Source organism: Haloglomus irregulare (genome assembly GCF_007421925.1).
Lineage (GTDB): Archaea > Halobacteriota > Halobacteria > Halobacteriales > Haloarculaceae > Haloglomus > Haloglomus irregulare.
In genome coordinates this window covers 17,741-39,372 of the sequence record NZ_QMDX01000007.1, presented here as the reverse complement: position 1 = coordinate 39,372, position 21,632 = coordinate 17,741, and the positions used below count along the sequence as shown (strand labels likewise).

The window sequence follows — 21,632 nt, the reverse complement described above, 5'->3', positions numbered from 1 at the left end:
GGTCACCGTCAACGACGCCAGCAAGATCGACTACGAGCAGTCCACGAGTCGCACCGTCACTGTCGAGGCCAGCGAGGGCGGTCAGAGTGATACACAGGACATCACCATTAACGTCAACGATGTCGACGAGAGTCCGACGTTCACGTCCGGCACATCCCCGAGCATCGCAGAAGACGACGGAGATACCACCACCGTTCTCGATGTCGACGCCAACGTCGGTGGCAGTGCCGACGAGGGAATCGACACCTATCAGTTCGACAGCGGGAACGGTGACGGTGCCTTCGCTATCGACAGTAGTGGCCTGCTCACCATCGCTGACGCCACACAACTCGACCACGAGGTGTCGGCCACTCGGACCGTGACGGTCAAAGCCTCCGAAGGCGGCCAGAGTTCCACACAGAACATCGATATCGATATCACGGATGTCGACGAGACACCATCCTTCGCCAGTGTCGGCTCCCAGACGGTCGCCGAATCATCCAGTGGTAGCACGAACGTGGTCGATATCGACGCCAACGTCAACGTGAACGGCAATTCTCCAGTCGATACCGGTGTGAGCTACGCGCTGACGGCCGGCAACGACGACGTCTCGGGCGGCGGCGGCAGCGCCTTCGCCATCGACAGCAGTACTGGCCAGATCACGGTCAACGATGTCGACGACATCGACGAGTCCCAGCAGGCCAGTTTCACCGTAACCGTCGAGGCCAGCGAGGGTAGCCAGAGCGCCACACAGGACGTGACCATTAACGTCAACGACGACATTGTGCCGTCGTTCCAGGCTGGCTCCAGCGATCCAGCCGACGACGCGACAGACCACATCCCGAGCGAGGACCTCGCCCTCGAATTCGACGAGAGCGTAACACTCGGGAGCGGCAACATCAAGATTGTCGACGACGATGACGGCTCCAGCACCCAGACGCTGGACGTTGCCACCGACGTGACTGTCTCGGGCAGCACCGTTACCGTCAGTCCGAGGAGCAATCTACAGGCAGATACGAACTACCATATCGAGGTCGACGGGACGGCCATCGACGACAACTACGGCAACAACTATGCCGGCTTTTCCGATCGTACCACCTACAACTTCAAGACAGCCGATACCGACCCGAGTTTCACACAGGGATCGTCGACCGACCTCACCATCGACGAGGACGGCTCGGCAGACCTGACGAGCGCGCTGGGAGTGAGAGACACTTCGTCGAGTGACACGCTGACCTGGTCGGTCGACAGTGCGCCCAGTAACGGAGCCCTCACCGGCATCGATGGGGAAACTCTCGACATCTCGGGCACTGCGAGTCCGCACACGCTCGATACCTCGCCGACGTACAGGCCTGACGCCGATTTCAACTCGATGGACTCTTTCGACGTGACGATAGCCGATACTCTCCCGGGCCTCTCGACCGACACCATTACCGTCGACGTGACCGTCAAGGCTGTCAACGACGCGCCGTCGTTCGCAGCCAGCAAATCGCTCCCGAGTATCGACGAGGACCCCTCGAACAACGGTGGCAGTCGAATCGACAGTAACGAACTGTTCAGCGGTGAGTTCTCCGATCCGGACGGTGACAGCCTCGCCGGCATCGTCGCAACGAACGACGCCGCAACCGCAAGCGAGGGAACCTGGCAGTACTCTACCGACGGTGGCTCGACGTGGTACGACGTTGACGACGGCAGCCTCTCGGACAGCGCCGGCCTTCTGCTCTCCGCGACGACGGACCTACGGTTCGACCCAGCAACGGACTACAACGGAAACCCCGGGGCACTCACCGTCTACGCGGTCGATGACTCCGGCAGTACCACGTTCACCAGTGGAGCGACGAGACGGACCTACGACACGACGAGTGACGATTCGACCGCGGTGGCAGCCACCAGTAGTAACACGGTGAGCGTCACCGTCGACAGCGTGAACGACGCGCCCTCTATCACCATCGGGAGCGACCAGACCACGAACGCCAACACCGCCGAGCAGACGGTGATCGACTTCGCAACCGGGTTCGATCCTGGCGGCGGCGAGAGCCAGAGTATCAGCGATTTCACCGTCACGAACGACGACAACACGCTGTTCGCCACACAACCGGACATCAGCAACGACGGCGACCTCACGTACACGCCGGCCGACGGCGTGGAGGGAACTGCGACCGTCGATGTCCAGGTCGTCGACGACGGCGGGACATCGAACGGTGGCGAAGACACCTCGGCGACCGAGACGTTCGACATCACGATAGACACCAGCGCACCGACGTTCTCATCGGGAGCCAATCCATCGGTGGCCGAAGACAAAACGAGCGTCATCGATGTGAACGCCGACGATGGGAGCGGCACCGATACGGGTGTCACGTACTCGCTGGTCGGCGGTGCTGACCAGTCGGCGTTCAGTATCGACTCGAACACGGGCGCACTGTCATTTTCGAGCGCGCCTGACTTCGAGAACCCGACCGACGCGGACACCAGCAACGACTACGTGGTCGACGTGCAGGCCGACGACGGCGTGGAGAACACGAACACACAGACCGTTACCGTCGACGTGACCGACGTGGACGAAGTCCCGACCGCACCCGACGACAGTTCACAGAGCACCGACGAGGACAGCACCGTCTCGGTGGCCGACGTCGACAGCGCCGACCTGCTGGAACTGGCGAGCGATCCCGACGCCGGCGACACGCTGTCGTTCGACAGTATCGACGGCACCAGTTTCAGCGACGGGACCCCAGTCACGCTCGGCTCCGGCGCGACCGTCACCGTCGACAGCGATGGGAGCTGGACTTACGACCCGAACGGTCAGTACGAGTCATTCGACAGTGGCGATTCCACGACGGATACGTTCACCTACACGGTCGCCGATAGCGACGACGACACCGCGCAGGGAACGGTCACTGTCAGCATCACTGGTGTCAACGACGCGCCGACGGCCATCAGCCTCACCAGCACCACCGTCGCCCAGTCCGGTGGCACCGACGCGGTGATCGGGAGCCTCTCGGCCACGGACGCAGACGACAGCAGTCACACGTTCTCGCTGGTGGGCGGCAGCGGTGACGGCGACAATGCCGAGTTCAACATCGACAGTGGTGACCTGCGTGCGGACGACGCCAGCGCGCTCGCCGCGGGGGACTACGACGTTCGTCTCGAAGCCGACGACGGCAGCGGGGGGACCTACCAGAAAGCAGTCACCGTCAGCGTCACCGACGACATCGCGCCCACCCTCACGTCGAGTACGCCAGCCGACGACGCCACTGACGTTACCGAGAGCACCGACATCACCATCACGTTCAGCGAGGACATCGCCTTTGGGTCCGGGAGTATCACGCTGCGGGAGGACGACGGCGGCTTCAGTGACTGGGAGGCCTTCGACGTGAGCAGCGACACTGGCAGCGGTGACGGAACGGTCTCGATCTCCGGACGCACGCTGACGATCACTCCCACGAGCAACTTCGCGTCAGACACGGAATACGCCGTCCGGATTGATACAGGTGCACTCACTGACACCGCCTCGTCTCTGAACGACTTCGGTGGCATCAGCGACGACACCACCTTGAGCTTCACGACTACTGACTCGACACTGCCAACCGCAAGCGCTGGGCCGGACACGACCATCGACGAAGGACAGTCAGTGAGTTTCGACGGGACTGGCTCGACGGACAACGTCGGCATCGTCAGCTACGACTGGGACTTTGACGACGACGGGACGACCGCGACCGGGCAGACGACGAGTCACACCTTCGATAGCCCAGGTACCTACACCGTCGAGCTGACCGTCACAGACGCCGCAGGCAATACCGACACGGGCACTGTCGAAGTCACCGTTGAATCGGCTGGCAGCGATGGTGGCAGTAGTAGTGGGAGTAGCGGCTCCACCGACACTGCCGGGGATCAGTCCACTGCCAACGATTCCAGCGTCGGGACCGAGACCGTCGTCAGCGGTACCAGGTCTGATGACGGTAGCATCTCGTTCACGATTGATGGGTCCGACGATGACAGCCCAATTACGCTCGACCTCAGCGCGACCGACGCCGATGGGACCGATGACGAGGACGAGAGTGGCGGGAACGACGACAGCGAAGGCGAGGATGAGAATACAGTCTCCGTCGAGAGTCTGTCGATCACCCCGACAGAGAGCGGATCCCGCGAGTTCGATATCTCGGTGCGCGTGTGGGACACTAACATCGATACCAGCGAGCGCGCGACCGAGTCCGACGACACTGGGACGGACACAACAGACGTGTCCGATCCGCAGGGAGCAACCGACGGCGACCGCGCCAGCACAGACCCTCGGACATTTTTGATCGAGACAGGCTTGTCCCCGCTGGGCTACGTCGAAGTGACCCACACCAACCCCGACTCAGACATCGATAGCGTCACGTTCCGCTTCCGCATCCGGAAAGATGCCCTGAATCAAAGCAATGTCGACCCGAGTGGTGTGGCGCTGTATCGCAACGGAACAGACGGGTGGACGCGCCTCCCGACCGACGAAATCGGTGAGAACTCCACCCACTATGTCTTCGAGGGGACATCGCCCGGGCTGTCGCTGTTCACAATCGCCTCGGCACAGCCAGCGTTCGAGGTCATACGTGCCAGCAGCCGGTCGGAGACGCTCACCACCTCCGAGGCAGTCACCGTCAACGCGACCGTCCGCAACCTTGGCGGTGCGGCTGGGACTTACACGGCCGAGTTACGAGCTAACGGGACAGTCGTCGCCACTAGCGATGTCGACCTCGCTCCGAATTCATCGCGGACTGTATCGCTCTCGTTCACGCCATCGGACCCCGGCGAGTACACGCTGACGGTCGGCACTGTGTCTGCCGGGGCCGTCTCGGTTCAGTCGGACGAGACGCCGGCTGAGTCGACATCAGCAGACCAGACGCTAACCGAGCCAACACCAGCAGAGCAGGAGACCACACAACAGACCACCGTCGCCACAGACAACTCAAGCCAGACAGCAAGTGCCAACGGAACAAGGGAGACGACGACCGACGCAAGTGGCCCTGGATTCGGCGTTCTTGTGCTGATCGGTGCGTTCCTGATCGTGATCGTCTTCTTCCGGCGGCGGTCGTAACTTGAGTCCATGATAAGACCTGCTGTCGAACCAGGGCTTCTGGCGACCCGCCAACGAGGGTGGTATCGACGTGGCGACACGGCGGACGCTCCTGCGACGGTCACGGCAGACACAGACGGGGAGGCCGACATCGTCACCAATCTGGCGCGGTGTGGACTGTCTTCGGTCTAGTCAGTGTCGCTTAACCACGAGAGGCGATCGGGGAGGATAACAGTCCACCTCTGGTCTGTATCACCACAAACTGAGTCTTGAGTGTGGTGAATCTAGTATCTCGTAGTGCCACCAACTCGTGACTCTCGACGCGCTGTCTATCGACGAGTTGCACAGCGTCCCCATATCGACTGGCCAGCGTACGATTCGACACCGCTGTACGATCGAACGTCGCTCGCTGGACTGGAATCAGATATCCGGACAGTCTCGGAGACGTGGGTCGATCACGATAGTCACGACTCCATTGAGGAGTTCGTCTGTGTTCTCCGGATAGCCTCCGTCCGGTTCAGCGCCCACGACCGGTATGCGGGGTCGACACGCTACCGGATGGCCACTCTCTTCCGGGTGTTCGTCCTGAAAGAATGCCACGGGTGGGAGCACGAAACCGCACTCGTCGGCTACCTCGGGAACCGCCCTGAACTCTGCGAGCAACTTGGTTTCGAGACGATCCCGTACCAATCGACACTGTGGCGAAGCTGGCACGAGCGGTTCACCGCTGACCTCAGAGAGACTGTCGAGACGGCGGCTCGAACGATCCTGATCAAAGCCCAGAATGCGGGTGTCGCGGTTCCGCGTGAGCCGGAACGAAAGCTCCGATATCACGGGAACGAGTCTGGTGAGTCAGACCCGGATGATCAAACTACGTTGAAGCAGGCAGAGCAGGCCACCGACCACGTCAGCCGTATCGTTTTCCCGGCGTTTTCGTTGGACCGTGGCAACGGGTGTGAGATCCACGAGAACGCCTACTGGGACTTACAGACGTATCTGGGGCTTCGCGAGCGGCTGGCTGCTAACGAGGGCGCTCGTAGCTTCGCCTACGAGTCGACTCGAGAGCGGACACCGTTGGGTCACGCCCATCGCGAGCAGATTCGCGATTTCTCGATTGAACAGGTGCGAGCGATGTACCAGCAGGCCATTACTCGGCTTCTAAACGAAGTTTCGGAGACAGAGCAGTTCTTTCGAGCCGGAATCGTCGCGATCGACATCACCGAGGACGACCCCTTTACCGGTGACCGCACCGGCCGCGAGGACGAAATAATCGGAACGAAGGAGAAGAGCGACGAGTACGCCTACCAGTGGGCAACGGTCCAGCTAGTCGGCAACGCTGTCCCACTCGTTCTTGATGCCCGCCCGGTACGGAAAGGCGAGTCACGCAAGGAGATCGTCGAGGACTTGCTGAACTCGGCAGAGGACCTCGTCCACGTCGATAACGTCTTGATGGACCGGGAGTTCGACAGCCAGCACGTCTTGGAGATGCTCAGCCAGCGTGGCTTGTCGTATGTCGTGCCCAAGCGGATGCAGACCAGCGAGAAAGCCCAAGCCAAGCGATTACTCCAGCGGGACCAAGACCGGTATGAAACCGACCGGAAGCTCCATCTGGGCAAGAACGAGTGGCACGAAAATCTTGCAATGGAAGCAGATCTCCCCCCGCGGATCGAGGGTGAACGACCGAGTCCACAGCTCTGTCGTCGATTCTGGTACGATACCTATACAGCAGTCCTCGGAGGCGTTCTCGAAGGTGTTGACGAAATCGCTGCAGAGCAAGGTAGTAGCGATCCTCGGGTAGTGATGCAAAACTACCTGTCTGACTCGCGTGCTCGCCGAGTCCGACGAGAATTCATGCGAGACCAACTTAACGCAGCCTTCGGAGAGAGAACGTAACATCAACCCATCTGTCGAGCCATTCCAAATGTCTGTCCTCGGTTGGTGACTAAATCAATGAGTCACAGAGTCACAGATTCAATGAAGTATTGATTTCTGTAAGTTAAGAATCAAAGAGTCCATGATCTATAGCGTCATTTGCCATCATGGAGAGAGTCAATTCACCGACTCAGAGATTCATTGAGTCACTGAATCAGTGAGTGCCTGAAGCATTGAATTGAGGACTCAGGGACACCAGACCCGCATCACGAGATTATTGAATCAATAAATCAGTGAAATTCTGACATTGTGAATCATTGAATCTGTGAGTCAATGATTCAAAGACAGTGCTCGAAAAAGAGATGATCATAACTCTCAGCCCCTCAAACACCAATATCCGACAGAATCGCATTGAAACAGATACAACTGAGTGTCTGACATGGATTTATGAGTCAGTGATTCAATGATCGAACTATGACCGAATCACCTCGTGGATGGGGCGTCACACCATCGACTGGCATCCCCACGATCGCCTTCGGCAACCAGAAAGGCGGGACGGGAAAGACAACGGCGACGATCAACAGTGCCGCGGCGCTGGCCACTCGCGACCACGATGTTCTTGCAATCGATATGGACCCACAAGCCGATATGACGAAAGGGCTTGGACTGGGTCCGGGCGACGACAACGATCCATCGAGCCCGAAGAACGAACTCCCCAACACACTAGTCACCGATGACGAGAACCTGCTCGACGTACTCGTCGACAATCCGCGCACGCACGATACTAGCCTTTCAGAAATCGTGATCGAAGCCGATGAGTACGAGCACCTGAACTTCGACTTGATTCCCAGTCACAAGGACATGGGCCTTGCTCGAGATTGGATGGACGATGCGAATGCCCGTCTCTCGCTGAAGCTCGCCCTCGAAGAGATGGTTGACGACGGGTACAGCTACGATTTTATCCTAGTCGATTGCCCTCCCGACCTCTCAGTCCTGACAGACGCGGCCTTCATCGCGGCTCAGAACGTCTTCCTGGCTGCACAGACCCAAGCAACGTCACGGGATGCACTTGACGACCTGTGGGACCAGCTGGAGTCCATCGAGGACAATCAGCAGATCGAGATCGCAATCGTTGGACTCTTGGCGAACATGTATCGGGACGACGGACAGTCACAAAAATTCCTCAGCTCCTTCGACGAGTCCTTCGCGTCGATGGCACCGATTTTCAAACTCCCAATGCGAGTAGCAATCCAACGTGCGTGGGACAACGGACGAGATATTTTCGGATGGGAAGACGCGAACGACCAGCAAGTAGAGCGGGACCTCTTCCTAGAAGTTGCAGAGACGATGGAACGAGCGTTTGACAAAACGCAGGTGGAGGCGTAAGAATGCCCCGGGGAATGGACGAGCGGTTCGAGGATCCCTCAGACGAGGTGGATGAGGAGGACGCGGTCGCAGACGAGGAGGCCACAGAGACGTCGGAGGAATCGGAAGAACAGGGTCGTGAAACTGCGGCAGCAACCGAGGATCGATCAGATCAGCAGAGAACCGCATCCACGACCGATACTGATTCGTCGACCAGTGAGGCAGGAGAGACAGATGACGAACCACTGAACATCCGCGAAGATTGGGATTCAGCCACGATATACGTTGAACCGGAGCAAAGCGAGGACATCGAGATCACGTTTACTCGCCTGAAAAAGCAGCTCAAACGCGAGGGCATCACACTGGAAAAAAACAAGCACTTCTACCGCGGTGTTTTCGAGGTAGCGTTCGGCGAGCACCAGGAGGAAACGAAGGAGAAGATTCGCGAACTCGCCAAGGAAGACGTCGATCAGTGAATCACTGATTCACAGAATCTCGAATGATGTGAGGATTTTCCGGCACCGATATCCGAGAGGGTAACTGGATCACCGATCGGGGCAGAGAATCCTACGACGGCCTACGAATAAGCGTCGTTGAACTCGCGTTCACGGCGCATCAGTTCCTCGACACCGTGCTCAAGGATGCCGCGGCCCATTGCGGTCGGCCGATAGTACGTATAGAAGCCCTGGCTGTCGGCGGTCCGTCGCTGGCGCTTGTCGACAAGCCCGACATCAACCAGTTCGTCAAGGTGGTAGTGAAAATTGTGGGATTCGACATCGACCGTGGCCTTGAGATCGGCAGCACTCAGTTCGTCGTTGGCGACGAGCGTGCGGAGGATTCGGAACCGCGTCGGGTGGCCGATCGCCTGTTGCATAGCGAGATATTCCTCAAGCGTCAGCCCGCTGTCCTCGGGAAGCGGCGGCTCCGGCTGGCGAACCTCCTCCGTTGGTTGGCGATCGGTTTCGGACATTTGGGGGGGCCTCAGGTCCTACGTTGGGACGCCACGTACTTAGTCGTTCTCGACTAGAATGTTCCTGAAAGCACCGATATTTATGTACTAACGTTTCGAACCGACGAGTTGAATGCGGCAACGGATTATCGACAATCTCCCCCGTGCCGCCGGTGATTCAGATGCGCTCGCCCCAGTCCAGCGGGAACAGTTTCTCGTCTATCTGATGGGGCCATACCGGACATTCGACGTGAACGCGCTGCTGCCGGCGGACGCCGATGTCGAAACCGATGCCCCGTCATTTGCGACGTGGGACGAGACTAGCGGCGAGTACGCCGAAGACGAGGTCTTGCGGCTCCTCCAAGAGACGCGGGACTGCCTCCGCGACCGCGGGTTTAACGCATTTCTCGCAATCGACGTCGGGATTCCGCTCGACGAGATGGATGCCGCCACACAGAGTATCGCCTTTGCGAAGGCGAGTAATGCAACGGTCTTCATCGCTCCACAGGTCGGCGATAATCTCGGTGTCGGGATCGAGATCGGGAGCGTCCTCGAGGATATTCTATCAACAGCTGGAATGCAGGGGCCGGCAGCCGATGCAACGCCACCTACGCGTGCACGACGGGTTATGGTCGCAACCGAACCATCGGTTCGAAGTGCGATGCTTGGCGCCGTCCACGCGCGCTGGGACGCCAGTGTTCGGACGTTCACCGATGCCGCGGACTGCTGTCGGCTCTGTGCACAGTTCTGTACCCACATTCAGAACGAGGAGCTCTATGGATCGCTCGACCGTCTGGACTGATCGGACTCGCGATCAGCCCGGGAAGACTACGTCGCCGGATCTGCTGCGAGAGTCACCCGACAGCGATACCCATTCTTATTGCACCTCGGAGCCAGTGCGAAAGCTGGTGAGTTCGTCGATTCGATCTTCCAAGTCTTCGATCTCACTTCGGAGTACGTCTGCCTCCTCGGCTTCAGTGGCCGCGAGTCGGTCCTTCAATCCCTGCAATCGCGTCTCTTTCACGTCCTCGTTGACGTCGGCTTTCCTGACGTACGCCCGCTCGTCGATGTCGTAGACGTCCTGCTCGTGGAGGTCAGTCACGTCAAGCGCGTCATCAACCTTGTCCGGGTCTACGCCGAGTACACGATCCCGATCGATACCGGCGTCCTCCAACGCAGCGAGGATCTCTGTGTCGTCCTTCAGTGACTTCGATCGGCGCGAAGTTCGTTGGACGGAGCCGTACTGGGCATGAACTGGCTGGTCGTGATGGACTCAATCAAGGAGGGTATCGGCGATGTCTTTCCGAAGGTCGTTCGCGCCACGTTGCACGTCCGAGAGTAGCGTGTAAAGGTCGATGAGTGTCTCCGTATCCAGGGAGTCCATGCTGGCCGGATCGTGTCGTTCTAATTCATCGATCAACAGGAGCGCATCAGCATAGACGCCGACATCCGGCTCAGTTCTATCGTCAGTCTCGGTAGGGCCCTCACCAATCACCTGGGTGGCAGTCGGGGCGTCCGCTTCAACGAGGATCCCAGCGTCCTCGTCAATCTCGAATTGTGGATGAAGCGTTAGCACGGAAGCATAGGGTTCGGCATCCGGCGGAAGTCGGTCAAGCTCAAAGCCACCACTCGCATCCTGAACGCGCCGATAGAGCGTTTCGAACTGGTCGCGCTCTCGCGGCCTCGCCCGACGCGGGCGCGGAACGTATGAACAAGACAAACCGCCCGTGTTCGTCCTCGTGGATCGCGGCACCGAGCAGCGGTACGTCGTGCCAGCGAAATCCGCAGACGAATCAACGATCCGGCCCCTGCTGGCGGACCGCCAGCAGGAGCCTCTCACCGTCTACACAGACGGATTTCGTGCGTACGATCCGCTTACAGAAGACGAGCAATTCGACCGCGAATACGTCGTTCACGGAGACGGTGAGTACGCCGACGACACGGTTTATGTGAACACGTGCGAGAGCCACGCGTCGCTGGCGCGACGGTGGCTCTCGCCGCATCGAGGCATCTCAAAAGACCGCCTTGCACAGTATCTCTGAGCGTTCCGACTCAGAGGAGAACTCTACCGCAAACCCGGACGAGAAGCGCTCAAACATGCCGTCGAGGCCACTCTCTGAAATCAACAATGTGCTACACAAGAGCGTAGCATGTTGATCTCCTTTCGACCCTCCTGTGGGCTGTCGATTTAGACAAAGGGGCCTTGTTTAGACGCTAGATACGTACTGTTCTAGTTCAATTTAATGCTGTGTTGAATAGCGGTTGTTGAGCACCGGTCTATCGACACCGGCTTCGAGACCACGCGGGTCATCAGCTGACGAGTCGATTCATATCTATCTTCTCCACCCAATCACCGCTATTCAACAGAGCACAATTTAATAGTTCGACATATAATGCGCTCACTTGATTTGCGGTGTGGCAACCGAGGAAATTATTAACTATTTGTGCGACTGACCATTCTCTATGAGTGCCCTCCCCTCAATCCGTCTGACCGTCACGGCTTTTGTGTATTTTACCGCAGCCTCTCTCGGTGCTGGTATCTTAGTGGTAAACTCTGCTCGGTTGCTTCTTATTGTACCACTTATCACCGGTGCTATTCTCCTCGGTCACGCTGTAAAAACTGCCAATCTCAATAAACTTAGATATGCAACAATGTGGTTATGGGCTGGTGTGCTCGGCCTCGTCGTGATTGGAGCGGTAGCTGAGATTGTTCTTCAAGCAGATGTGCCTCCGTTAGCTGAAATCCCAGTTGTTCGCGTTCTTGGTACGTTCAGCCTCATCGCCATCGTTGTCGCAGCATACATACATGGTATACAGAGAGCAACAATAGGAGGGAGTCAGCGGTCAATTACAACCTAAATACTAACATCTGGGTTGAACTGTTAGACAGCGACTTCAACATTTCTGACCGCCGCTTTCAAAACGAGTTCTCGGAACTCCCCAAACCACGTTCGAGCCCGGAGTGTGTCTCCATACCGCTGTTTAAGTGCAAAAAAGACGGACTCCACCACTGACCGTCGGTGATAGATGTCATCGTCATGCCGAGCATTGTGAGCCACATCAAGTGGAGAGAACTCTCGATGTTTAATCACTGGTCGGATGTCAGCCTCCCGAAGTTCTTGACGCAGATCGTCCCAGTCATACCCTTTGTCAGCGGTAACAGTCTGTAAGTGGCTAAGATTTCGTGTGAGTACCTGCCGCCCGACGTGGGTATCGTGCGGCTGCCTCGTCGAGCAGTGAATATCCAAGATAATACTGGTTTCGCAGTCTACCAACGCTGTCGTCTTCACCGATTTGAAGCTGTAGTCTGTCCGGTTTGCGTAGTGGTGGCTGGCTGAATGACGGTCAAAGCCAGTTGCATCGATGGCCTGCACTTCTCCGGTATCGTGAAGATCAGCGGAAAGCCGAAGAAGAACTCTCCAGACAGACATCTTGAGCTGCTGTTTCCGTGCGCAGACGGTTGTGAAGTCCGGGAGCTCGCTCGGCTTGAGACCCATCTTCTTGATGATTCCCTGCATTTCGTGAAGCACATCGAGGAGCCGTCGGTACGGAAGGTCAAGGTACTCGCGGAGGCCGTGGATCGCAACGATCACCCAGTCGGCGTAGCCACCATCACCCTTCTTGACTGCTGGTGAAGGCTCGTCAGAGACTGCGCGTTTTGCCAGTGTTACGAGGCGATCTGTGAAGTGCGAGAGACGAGAAGACATACAACTCGGTTCTGACTCAGAGGTCAGTTAGTTTACCGAGTTAGCTGTCCTTCAAAACGTCTAAACAAGGCCGACAAAGGATATATATCACGTCGATATATCCCCACGAGACAGGCTACGACGCCCGGACAGGACGTCTACGCGGATGAGTAACGAAACGAGCCCGCTTATGGGCTAGTAGCGTTACTCGGGCACTTCTTGGAGGGTGTTTCCCCTGTGATCTGTACTTTTGGAGTAGTACAGGTCACTACGCGTAGACATCCACGGAATGCGCCGTAGTCCAGGCAGGTCAGTTGAGCCTTCCCTCTGCCTGACTCACGTTGTTGCTGACTGTCGACTGATCCACACCGTCGGTAGCGCTGCCCGTGTCCACCCTTCTCGTGGCTGGAGAGGCCAATGTATTTTCGTCGAGACTGCCTCATCATGAATCGCCAATCTCTAAGAGAACCTCGACGAGAAACTCGAGGTCGTGAATTTCCTGATCGAGCTGAGCGCGTTCGAGTTCACGAGTGAGGAGCGCATCGAGAAGGCGCTGCTTGAGCAGGATCGCCTCTGCCGATCGAATCGCATCTATCTCTTCGTCGACTAGTGTTGGTTGAGTGGCGTCGGGAAGTTTTCCGTCTGGTCGGGGCACGAGTCCTGCTCGAATGTCAGTACGAACGCGTCTGTAGTGTTTACACCCCCCTTCCGGTGGGTCATCAGGGCATGTACAGGTTCGTTGGAGTGCGTCGACCTCGTAGACGCTCCCGGACGCCGATCTGACCTCATATACGCCGCCCTGTTGGAGCAGCGCGACATCCATCTCCTGGGTTTGCGCCCGGCCCTCACGTCGGATTGCGGCGTTCTCAAGCGACTGTTTCAATACTTCCGCTGGGTTGGAATCGGATGCTGCTGTTGCCATCGGGATATCGGTCTCCACGGGGTGACGGCGCTTCGAGATGCTGTACGCGGCCCACGGGTTGCCTCTAGCGCCGCCCCTCTACACCCGCCGGGGGCGACAAATCGGCGGGTGGGTCCTGATCTCTGCGGCGAATAGGCGGGGTTTCGGGGGTTTTGAGGGTTGAACTGCCGAGTCTTACATATCGACATCGCACGTATTAGGACGCGAGCGACTACCCGCGCAAACACCTCGCTATCAATTCCCTCCATGCCATACCTCGCGATGCGGCCGAACGGTGACCGGGTGATCTCGTTAGATGTTGATGGCTCCGATGAAATTCTCTGTCCACTGTGTGAAGGACCGCTGTTCCTCCGACGATCACACTACAACAGTGGGCGATTCGTGTCGAAGCACTTTGTGCACCATTCAGGGTCCGAGTGTTCTGGCGAATCAAACCTCTACGCCAAACTCAAAACCATCGCGGCGATGAAACTCCGCGAGGTCTTCGAGTCAGCAACTGTTGATCACGAGCAGTCTATCCCGGGGACTAACCGAATTGCGGATGTGGTCGCGACGTTTTCTGAAGAGATGCATCCGTTCGGGAAGGGCGTCATCGTCGAGATTCAGCACAAGCACGACGGCAAGAAGATTGGTTCAGTTTTGCGGGACTGCCTGAAGGCGGGGTACTCGGTGTTCTGGGCGTACCAGTCGGATTTCGAAGGGCACGACATGAACTTCGTCGAACATCGTGTAACGCAACCCTGGCCCCATGCCGTGCCAATCGTTGAGGGGCTCGATGGCTACTCCGAGAGTGTACAGCGATTGATGGACCCGCCGGAACGGCCCAAAGTGAGGATGGAGATCCCGTTCCCAAGGGAGTATCTGCGAGCCCACGCGCTCGAAGCGATTCCGCCTCTTCGGGGATACTACGATGAGGGTATTTCACCCGAGGGATGGAGGAAAATCGACGCAATCTCGCTTCATGGAAACGGGCGTGGGCGGGCGTGGATCAACGTTCTCCACTCGCCGTCAAATCACATCTTTCTGGAATGGTGGAAAAAGATACTGAGCAGGGCAATTCGGAGTACCTGATCGTCCACATCGGGAGTGAGTTTCCCGAGAGATTTGAGACGTTCATGGAAGACACAAAAGGGTGTTCGACTCGGGGAACGCTGATCAGCAGGTTTCACACTGGGTGGGCGGGGCATCGCTGAATTTCCGAGGAACGAAGTTGTGTGGGAGTTGGGTCTCCATCGCCAAAGTGCCGTATGGTCCGGTGAAAATTGTGGTCGCCCGACGCGACAAGAAGGGAAACACGCGGACGTGGGGAGTGAACTACCGGAAGGGGGACCTTGGACGGCTGGCAGCGCTGCGCCACCCGATTCGACGGCTCTTCGGCGAGTCGGAGATGGAGGCAGAAGCGACGAAGCCGTCGTCGGATAGCAAGCGGGGGACGAGCAACATACCCGAGGTGACATCCTCCTCGCGCTAAAGCGCGAGGCTTCCCGTCCCGCAGGTGGGATATTTGCCGGTCTACGACACGACCTGTTCTCTCGTGTGAAACGTCCCGCTCTCGCGGTCGAACAGGTATGTCGATGGCTGTGCCACACAGCCGTTACTCCTATCCTCACCGTGAGGACTCGGAGTTATCTTCTGACGCATATTCTCCGCCCCGTTACAATCCGCGTTGGCTACCAACTCGCACGACGAGCAGACGTACAAGCCACGTTCGACACGGTTCGATTTCGTGTCGTCTCCACATCGTGAACACGTTTTCGAGGTGTTCCACTCGTTTTCTTTCAATACCTCAACACCCCGCATCTCGCCGTTGTAGTCGAGGTACTGGTAGATGCGGTCGAACGCCCACGAGTGGAGCTTCTTGTTCCCGGTCTTGCCCCAGTTTGACTCTCGGACGTCTTCAGGCCAGCTTACCGCGAGCGTGCCAACACCACGTTCGACACATTCTGTGATGATGGCATCCGTCAGCGTGTGGTAGAAGTGTGTCTCACGTTCGGAGAGTTTCCGACGCGCCCATATCGACCGCTCTGACGGGCCACTCTCTCCCTCGGTGTCGTACTCAGCTCTGGTGAAGTAGTGTTTGTCTTCTTTGAGCGAGTTGCCGGGGTACAGAATGTATTCATCGGGAAATGCGACCGTGGCGATGTTTGTGATGCCGAGGTCGATGCCTGCCACGCCGTCGCCAGCCGAATCTGCCGTTGCGAGTTCGACTTTACAGACGAAGTGGAGTTCCCACCTCTCACCGTTCCAGACGGCACGAACATTCTGGACACTGTTGACCTCCGAGAGATCAACGTCTGGCCGAGTCTGGTACTCACAGAGCAGGAAATCCGAGAAGTGGTCTTTCAGATTCGAGCCTTTCGAGAGTCGGACGCGGTTGTTCTCGGGGTCGTGTTTGAACCCGTCTTCTTTGAACGTCACCGTGGAACGTGGTCGGATGTCGCCGTGTTTGCGGTAGCCGGGCGGATTCGCCTCATCGAACTTGTGTCGCAGATCGAACCATGACTGGAAAGCGTCAGAAAGTTCTTCGATGACTTTCTGACTGGATTGTGCGTTCAGGTCTTTCCAGCACGGCTGATTCTTCATATACGGTTTCAGCACACTCTCGTTTGGGATCTCGCCGGTTGCGTCCCAGATACGGTCGGCTGTCCATCGTGCGACGTTCCAGATTTTCGAGGCGGAGTCTCCGAGCGAATCAAGACCATCACAGACCTGTTGGTGGTTCTGGATGGACCCAACGTAGGTACGTGTGGCCTTAATCGCCATACATAGACTATGTAGACAAACTAAGTTAATGGTGTGGATGTGCGTGGAATATCCAACCTGCCGTCCGTGATGGATTGTGTCAGCGTTGTCGGATTCACTCCCGGCGTAAACGCCGGGATTCTCTCCTTGTAGAAAGATAGGGTGGGACTAGCGAGACAGACTGTTTAGCTCATGATGCTAACATTCTGACCAGCCACAGGCCCGGCAGGTCTTACATCCTTCCGAGTAGTACAGGGACATTGACCCGCAGTCTGTACATTCGGGAGATTCGCCAGCCTCGAGGAGTGCAGCAGTTGCGTCTTCTTTGTTACCTTCCCCACCTTCGTGACTGTTACCGTCCACGTTCGGGCTAACCTCCTGGTCGGTGATCGTACCGCCATCAGATTTGTGTTCGGCTGTGGCGTCTTCTCCGATTGCTTCTGCGAGATTCTGCTGATGAGGGTAGTCAAGATCGGGGTCATCCTCAAGATATCGCGTCATCGCGAGACCGATGGCGTCCGGAATGGACTGCGTCTTGTCGCCTTTATGCCATTCAATCTTCGGTGAGCGGATACCTCGGAGTTCACTGGCGATCTCCTCGGGGTCGACACTTGATCGGAGCCCGGTTGAGACTATTTTTGCGAGCGCCTCGGTGAAGGAGGCGGTGAATCCGCCGGAACTCCCGATATTCGCGAAGAGCTCAAACGGCCGACCGTCGCTGTCTTCGTTGATCGTGACGTAGAGCTTGCCGTGGCCGGTTTGGATACACTGCGTGACTCCGGTGAGAACGTCTGGACGTGGTCGCTTTTTCGCCAGCTGCTCAGGACACTGGGAGTCGCTTTCGGCTGGATCTTGGCTGTCAACTTGGTTGTGATTCATGAAGATATCTTCTGCGTTCGATCTGTGGGTCGTCTGATGATGCCTCGTTCCGACGGCAGCCGACAAATCTCACTGTTCGACTAGGCAGAGATACGGACGGAGTGCGATTAAGCACATACGCAGAAATCTTTGGATAGAACGGTTCTACGTGCGTATCCCTACGGGAAACCGGGGGGTGACAGACGAGAGTCAGAGCTCATCCCACGTGGGCGGCGCGGGAGACGAAGCGATCTTCTTGCCTGACTTACCCTCAAGATCGTGGATGTGCGCAACCAGCTCTTCCGGTGGCGACACCGGTAGGACCGGTTCGACGTCGTCGGCGGAAATCTCGTCTCCTTGCTGTTCGTCTTCCGGCTCCTGTTCGCCGGGCGGGATCTCGCTGTTTTCCTCGACGATGGCGTCGATTTGCTCGGTGAGATAACTGATGATGCCCGCTCGGTCACGGTTCGCCCGCTCGTGCTTGAGGTATCGCTCAACGGTCTCGATTTCTACCATCATCTCGATTGCGGGCGTGATGACCTGCGTATTCCGCGTATCGAGGAGCTTCTCGGGGGGGAGCTGTTTGAGGAGCGATTCGTCGTCACTCATCCTTGACCGGGGAGTGCCGGTTGCTCGAGGCGGTCCCACGCATCGAGATGAGAGCAGATATCTGCGACGACGTATTCGATGGCTTCTGCCGTCGACGAATCGACAGGAGGTGTCTCGACGATTACAGCGAGTTCGAGGGCGTCCTCGAATCCGATGAGTGGGTGGGCGTCGTAGAGTGCTTTAACAACGGCCTTCGCAAGTGCATCCCTATCAAGCGTTTGGGGGTCGTCAATAGCGTCTCGGGCGACAGCAGTGAGGTGTTGCACACGGCGGGTGGCGGCGATACTGGCGTCGATGTCGCTGCTGGTAGAGATGCGCTGTGCGGTCGTGATAGTGTTCATCGGAATGAGTCCCTCCACCGAAGCGGGGGACGACAAACGAGGAGTGGTGATCCGGCCCTACGTTACATTATTAGTACGAAGGTAGCGTAGGATAATACATGCCCGAACCTGACCCCGACGCTGGCGCTCCCACCAGCCCTGAAGAAAGGGGCGCAGAGATGCCTACACCCCCGGAAGGGCTGGCAAAGCGCGTATGGGAGCCTCTGCAGGTACAGACTGTGTACGATCTAGAGCGAGTCATCGACTACTGCGAAGAACTTATCGAGCACAAGGAACGGCCGGTATCTCCGAGTGAGACGGCCGGAGAGGGTGAAGTCGCAGACAAGAAACCACCGCAGAACCTCTCTCGTGAGGAGCAGCGTGCAGCGAAAGAAGAGCTCGAAGAAATGAGTACGGACGAGATGAAGGAACTCTCAAAGGATGAACTGACCCGATATGGACACGTACAGATACGGAAGCTCCCGTGTGGGCCAGGATGCGATGGTTGCCCCCATGGTCCGTATCGCTACACTGTTTTCAGAGATAGTCGCGGGAAGGTGACCTCGAAGTACGCGGGGAAAGCCGATAGAGAATAGCAAGATCACCGTACGGAACCAACGGAAAACGAGAATCCTAGAGAGTCACCCGCATCCGTCTTTAGTTAAGCCTCACACCTCGGTTGTGTAGCGGTAGCGAGCGCCTCTTGTAAGATTGGTCGTTGCTTGTGAATCTTTTGAGCGTCTTCGATCAGCCGGTCGAGCAGCGGCGGTGGTGAGTAGCCGAGGAACTCACCGAGTTCGTGGAGCAAAAGCTGGGCGTGTGACCGGAAGGTCGCCGCCCAGCGCTCTGTCGGAAACACAAGCTCATCATCCGCATGCTCAGTGACTAGATCCAACAGATCACGGCTTACAAGCAGCGACAGCAGTGCTGCGTACAATAAGATCCTCACCACGTGTTCGTCACTCGTGTCGAACTCGTCCAGTTCGTACTGCGTCTTCAGCTCCCGGAACAGCAACTCAACTTCCCACCGACAGCGGTAGATCTCCGCTAAATCCGCCGGAAAGAACTCTTTTCTCGCTAAATTCGTCATGTACAGGTGGTAGTCGTCGGCGTCCGCGACGAGGACGCCGACGACGCGAAATCGCTTCGTATCTAGCGACTGTGTCCCGTTGTACGGCCCTCGTTTGAACTCTGCTTCGACTTCTACATCGATGTACTTTCGATCGAGATCGTCGAGAACAGCTCGGAGCTGCTTGCCCTCTAAGGGAATGGCGCGGCCGCGCCATTCCGGTAATTCTGCCGTAATCACCGGGTTCGGGTTCTGCTTCAGCCGACTCACGAAGTAGCCGTCGTTCTCGTCGATCAGCGCAAACCGGCGGTACTTGAAGTAGGCGAGATCGAACAGCATGAGGCGGTTCTCAAGCCATGGCCCTGTTTTGAACAGGGTGCTGTCGTGTGTTTTCTCGTCAGCAGTATCGATCCGTTCGATCGTCTGCTCTGTGGCATTGTGGAGCAGGTGGAGCTTCGCTCCAGCCTGCTCCTCATGGCGGGCTTCGAACTGATCTGAAAGAGACTCATGTAACCGCAATACCGTCCCATCGGCGATCATCACGTCTCTAAATCGGTCGATATCAGCGTCAACAGCGACCTCGTCAAGGCCGCGCTCGACGAGGTCGCGGAGGTACTCCGCAAGCGTCGGCGTCAACCGCTGATAGAACCCGCTGGGCGAGATTGTCTCATCGGCAGTTGAGTTGTAAGATCGTCTGAACCCGGCGAGTGTTCGGCTTTCGCCTGCGGCGAAACCGAACACAAATGTCCAGACGAAGGCAGGGATCTGGAGTTTGCGGTCACGTTCGACCACGCCGAGTTCCTCGGCGTGCTCTTCGAGGAACTCAGAGGGAAACAGTGTAGTGAGCCGACACATAATCCGAGATGAGGAGTCCTTGTCGTGTACAGACTGGACTTCCTCATTCCTTCCGAAAGATGCCTCGATAAGCCGCCGCTATCACGCGGTTTCTCGCTTAACTAAAGACGGATGCCCGACCAGCTTTGCCATCGCTACCAACAATCTGCTTCCTAAGAGCGTTACCGGGACAGACAAAGCATAAACTTAGATCTCTCGCTCTAAGTGCTAGGGTGAGGTTTAATACCCCACAGCAAAAACATTACTACATCTATGAGCCGGGAACACCCTTCAGACACAATCCCGGATGAACGTGAGCCATCGCTACACGATACGCTCAAAGCCGTGCATAGCATGGACAGCCCCACAGTCACTACAACCGACATCAGGATTCTCCTCGGGTGTTCCCAATCCACGGCCCGACGCCGCCTTACCGAGCTTTTCGAGGAGGGCGAGCTTCAGCGCCGCGACACCGGCCAACAAACTCTGTGGTGGGGTACCACACCTGAAGAAGAAACTCCATCTCTTACAGACCTTGAGCCTGTCAGAGGCCCGAAAACCAACGCTGTAGATCTCATTGAAGCGAGCGAAGATAGCGAGTAACAATCGGAATGCCAGCTGTTATCGACTCGAATCTACTCTACGCCTCTCGCAACAGTAACGACGAGCTCCACGCTCAAGGCGACGCTGTGGTTGAGGCGGCTAGCCGCGGCGAACTCCCGAAAATGCACGTCCCGCACGTGTTTCTTCAGGAGGTCGTTAAACATACTCACAACGAACTCGGGTATCAAGAATCTCTCCGTACTCTCAACGCGCTCGTTGATGACCCACAATTCGCAATCATCACTCTAACAGATGGAGATCTCACGAGGGGACGCGCTCTATTCCGGCAACACCCCGAACTAGAATTCCCCGACGCCATCGCCGTCGCATACATGCGCAGAGAACAACTAGAATACATCTACTCCTGCGACGACGATTTCGACCGATTCACCGATATCACTCGCTTCGACACCGACTACAACCCCCACTCACCATAGCTCTCACCTGCTAACCGAATCAGCGACATTTCCGTGATTCAATCCCTGTGTCGATTCAGTCAGTGAGATAGCGGATGATACTCGCTCTGTCACGGTTTGCCCGCTCGTACTCGAGGTATCGTTCAACGGTCGTGGCCTCTTCCATCATTCTAATTGCGGGCGTGATGACCCGCGTATTTCGAGTGTCAAGCAGTTTCTCGGGCGGGAGCTATTCAAGAAGCGATTCATCGCCACTCATGCTTGTCCTGGGAGTGCCGGTGGCTCGAAGCGGTTCCACTCGTCGAGATGAGAGCAGATATCTGCGACGACGTATTCGATGGCTTCTGCCGTCGACGAG

Annotated in this window: 18 protein-coding genes and 3 pseudogenes; 12 read left to right on the top strand and 9 right to left on the bottom strand. The window is 57.3% G+C overall.

What is annotated here, in order from left to right:
• The 4 genes from DP107_RS11815 to DP107_RS11800 form a co-directional block, all read left to right on the top strand.
• On the top strand, window positions 1-5,050 hold a 5,050-nt coding region (locus tag DP107_RS11815), incomplete at its 5' end, for an Ig-like domain-containing protein (protein ID WP_185977284.1).
• A gap of 276 nt (window positions 5,051-5,326) precedes the next feature.
• Window positions 5,327-6,922: a transposase gene (locus DP107_RS11810; protein ID WP_238330868.1), complete on the top strand. Its 1,596-nt coding sequence runs from the start codon at window positions 5,327-5,329 to the stop codon at window positions 6,920-6,922.
• A 453-nt stretch (window positions 6,923-7,375) separates the two neighbouring features.
• A complete protein-coding gene (locus DP107_RS11805; protein WP_144262364.1) occupies window positions 7,376-8,287 on the top strand; it encodes a ParA family protein in 912 nt (303 codons plus the stop codon).
• A gap of 14 nt (window positions 8,288-8,301) precedes the next feature.
• Entirely contained in the window at window positions 8,302-8,742 is a 441-nt protein-coding gene (locus tag DP107_RS11800; RefSeq protein ID WP_185977283.1) for a hypothetical protein, read from the top strand.
• 101 nt (window positions 8,743-8,843) lie between these two features.
• Here DP107_RS11800 and DP107_RS11795 read toward each other — a convergent pair whose 3' ends face one another.
• A complete protein-coding gene (locus DP107_RS11795; RefSeq protein WP_144262362.1) occupies window positions 8,844-9,236 on the bottom strand; it encodes a winged helix-turn-helix domain-containing protein in 393 nt (130 codons plus the stop codon).
• A gap of 112 nt (window positions 9,237-9,348) precedes the next feature.
• Between DP107_RS11795 and DP107_RS11790 the strand changes: the two genes are divergently transcribed.
• Window positions 9,349-10,017 carry a DUF7509 family protein gene (locus tag DP107_RS11790; protein WP_144262361.1) on the top strand — a complete coding sequence of 223 codons (669 nt, stop codon included), beginning with the start codon at window positions 9,349-9,351 and terminating at the stop codon, window positions 10,015-10,017.
• A gap of 75 nt (window positions 10,018-10,092) precedes the next feature.
• On the opposite strand, the pseudogene DP107_RS20800 reads toward DP107_RS11790, so the two are convergent.
• A pseudogene (locus DP107_RS20800) lies at window positions 10,093-10,899 on the bottom strand (hypothetical protein); the annotation flags it as partial.
• Here DP107_RS20800 and DP107_RS11780 point away from each other — a divergent pair.
• Both DP107_RS11780 and DP107_RS11775 read left to right on the top strand, forming a co-directional pair.
• Window positions 10,883-11,335 (top strand): annotated as a pseudogene (locus DP107_RS11780) (IS1595 family transposase); the annotation flags it as partial. The pseudogenes DP107_RS20800 and DP107_RS11780 sit on opposite strands and share 17 nt — an antisense overlap.
• Window positions 11,336-11,678: 343 nt before the next feature.
• Window positions 11,679-12,074, top strand: a complete 396-nt coding sequence (locus tag DP107_RS11775) for a hypothetical protein (protein WP_144262360.1) — start codon at window positions 11,679-11,681, stop codon at window positions 12,072-12,074.
• A gap of 23 nt (window positions 12,075-12,097) precedes the next feature.
• Here DP107_RS11775 and DP107_RS11770 read toward each other — a convergent pair whose 3' ends face one another.
• Together DP107_RS11770 and DP107_RS21250 are read right to left on the bottom strand one after the other, a co-directional pair.
• The gene (locus DP107_RS11770; protein WP_144262359.1) at window positions 12,098-12,922 is read right to left on the bottom strand and encodes an IS5 family transposase; all 825 of its coding nucleotides are present in this window, start codon (window positions 12,920-12,922) and stop codon (window positions 12,098-12,100) included.
• Between the two features lie 421 nt (window positions 12,923-13,343).
• Window positions 13,344-13,841, bottom strand: a complete 498-nt coding sequence (locus tag DP107_RS21250) for a hypothetical protein (RefSeq protein WP_144262358.1) — start codon at window positions 13,839-13,841, stop codon at window positions 13,344-13,346.
• Between the two features lie 447 nt (window positions 13,842-14,288).
• Between DP107_RS21250 and DP107_RS11760 the strand changes: the two genes are divergently transcribed.
• Entirely contained in the window at window positions 14,289-14,894 is a 606-nt protein-coding gene (locus tag DP107_RS11760; protein ID WP_144262357.1) for a hypothetical protein, read from the top strand.
• Between the two features lie 61 nt (window positions 14,895-14,955).
• Entirely contained in the window at window positions 14,956-15,294 is a 339-nt protein-coding gene (locus tag DP107_RS11755) for a hypothetical protein (RefSeq protein ID WP_144262356.1), read from the top strand.
• Between the two features lie 41 nt (window positions 15,295-15,335).
• Here the strand turns inward: DP107_RS11755 and DP107_RS11750 are convergent, their stop codons facing one another.
• The 4 genes and pseudogenes from DP107_RS11750 to DP107_RS11735 form a co-directional block, all read right to left on the bottom strand.
• A complete protein-coding gene (locus tag DP107_RS11750; RefSeq protein ID WP_144262355.1) occupies window positions 15,336-16,586 on the bottom strand; it encodes an RNA-guided endonuclease InsQ/TnpB family protein in 1,251 nt (416 codons plus the stop codon).
• A gap of 177 nt (window positions 16,587-16,763) precedes the next feature.
• A pseudogene (locus DP107_RS11745) lies at window positions 16,764-17,453 on the bottom strand (TSCPD domain-containing protein); the annotation flags it as partial.
• Window positions 17,454-17,633: 180 nt separating this feature from the next.
• Complete coding sequence (locus tag DP107_RS11740) at window positions 17,634-18,032, bottom strand: hypothetical protein (RefSeq protein ID WP_144262354.1); 399 nt, start codon at window positions 18,030-18,032, stop codon at window positions 17,634-17,636.
• Window positions 18,029-18,373 (bottom strand): hypothetical protein, encoded by a 345-nt coding sequence (locus DP107_RS11735; RefSeq protein WP_144262353.1) that lies wholly within the window; start codon window positions 18,371-18,373, stop codon window positions 18,029-18,031. The genes DP107_RS11740 and DP107_RS11735 overlap by 4 nt, the downstream gene beginning before the upstream one ends.
• 98 nt (window positions 18,374-18,471) lie before the next feature.
• On the opposite strand from DP107_RS11735, the gene DP107_RS11730 reads away from it, so the two are divergent.
• Window positions 18,472-18,948, top strand: a complete 477-nt coding sequence (locus tag DP107_RS11730; protein WP_144262352.1) for a hypothetical protein — start codon at window positions 18,472-18,474, stop codon at window positions 18,946-18,948.
• A 65-nt stretch (window positions 18,949-19,013) separates the two neighbouring features.
• Here the strand turns inward: DP107_RS11730 and DP107_RS11725 are convergent, their stop codons facing one another.
• Window positions 19,014-20,276, bottom strand: a complete 1,263-nt coding sequence (locus DP107_RS11725; protein ID WP_144262351.1) for an IS4 family transposase — start codon at window positions 20,274-20,276, stop codon at window positions 19,014-19,016.
• Between the two features lie 252 nt (window positions 20,277-20,528).
• Here DP107_RS11725 and DP107_RS20790 point away from each other — a divergent pair, with 252 nt between their 5' ends.
• Both DP107_RS20790 and DP107_RS11720 read left to right on the top strand, forming a co-directional pair.
• The gene (locus DP107_RS20790) at window positions 20,529-20,858 is read left to right on the top strand and encodes a hypothetical protein (protein WP_238330867.1); all 330 of its coding nucleotides are present in this window, start codon (window positions 20,529-20,531) and stop codon (window positions 20,856-20,858) included.
• 8 nt (window positions 20,859-20,866) lie between these two features.
• On the top strand, window positions 20,867-21,295 hold the full coding sequence (locus tag DP107_RS11720) for a type II toxin-antitoxin system VapC family toxin (RefSeq protein ID WP_144262350.1): 429 nt from the start codon (window positions 20,867-20,869) through the stop codon (window positions 21,293-21,295).
• Window positions 21,296-21,632: the final 337 nt, after the last annotated feature.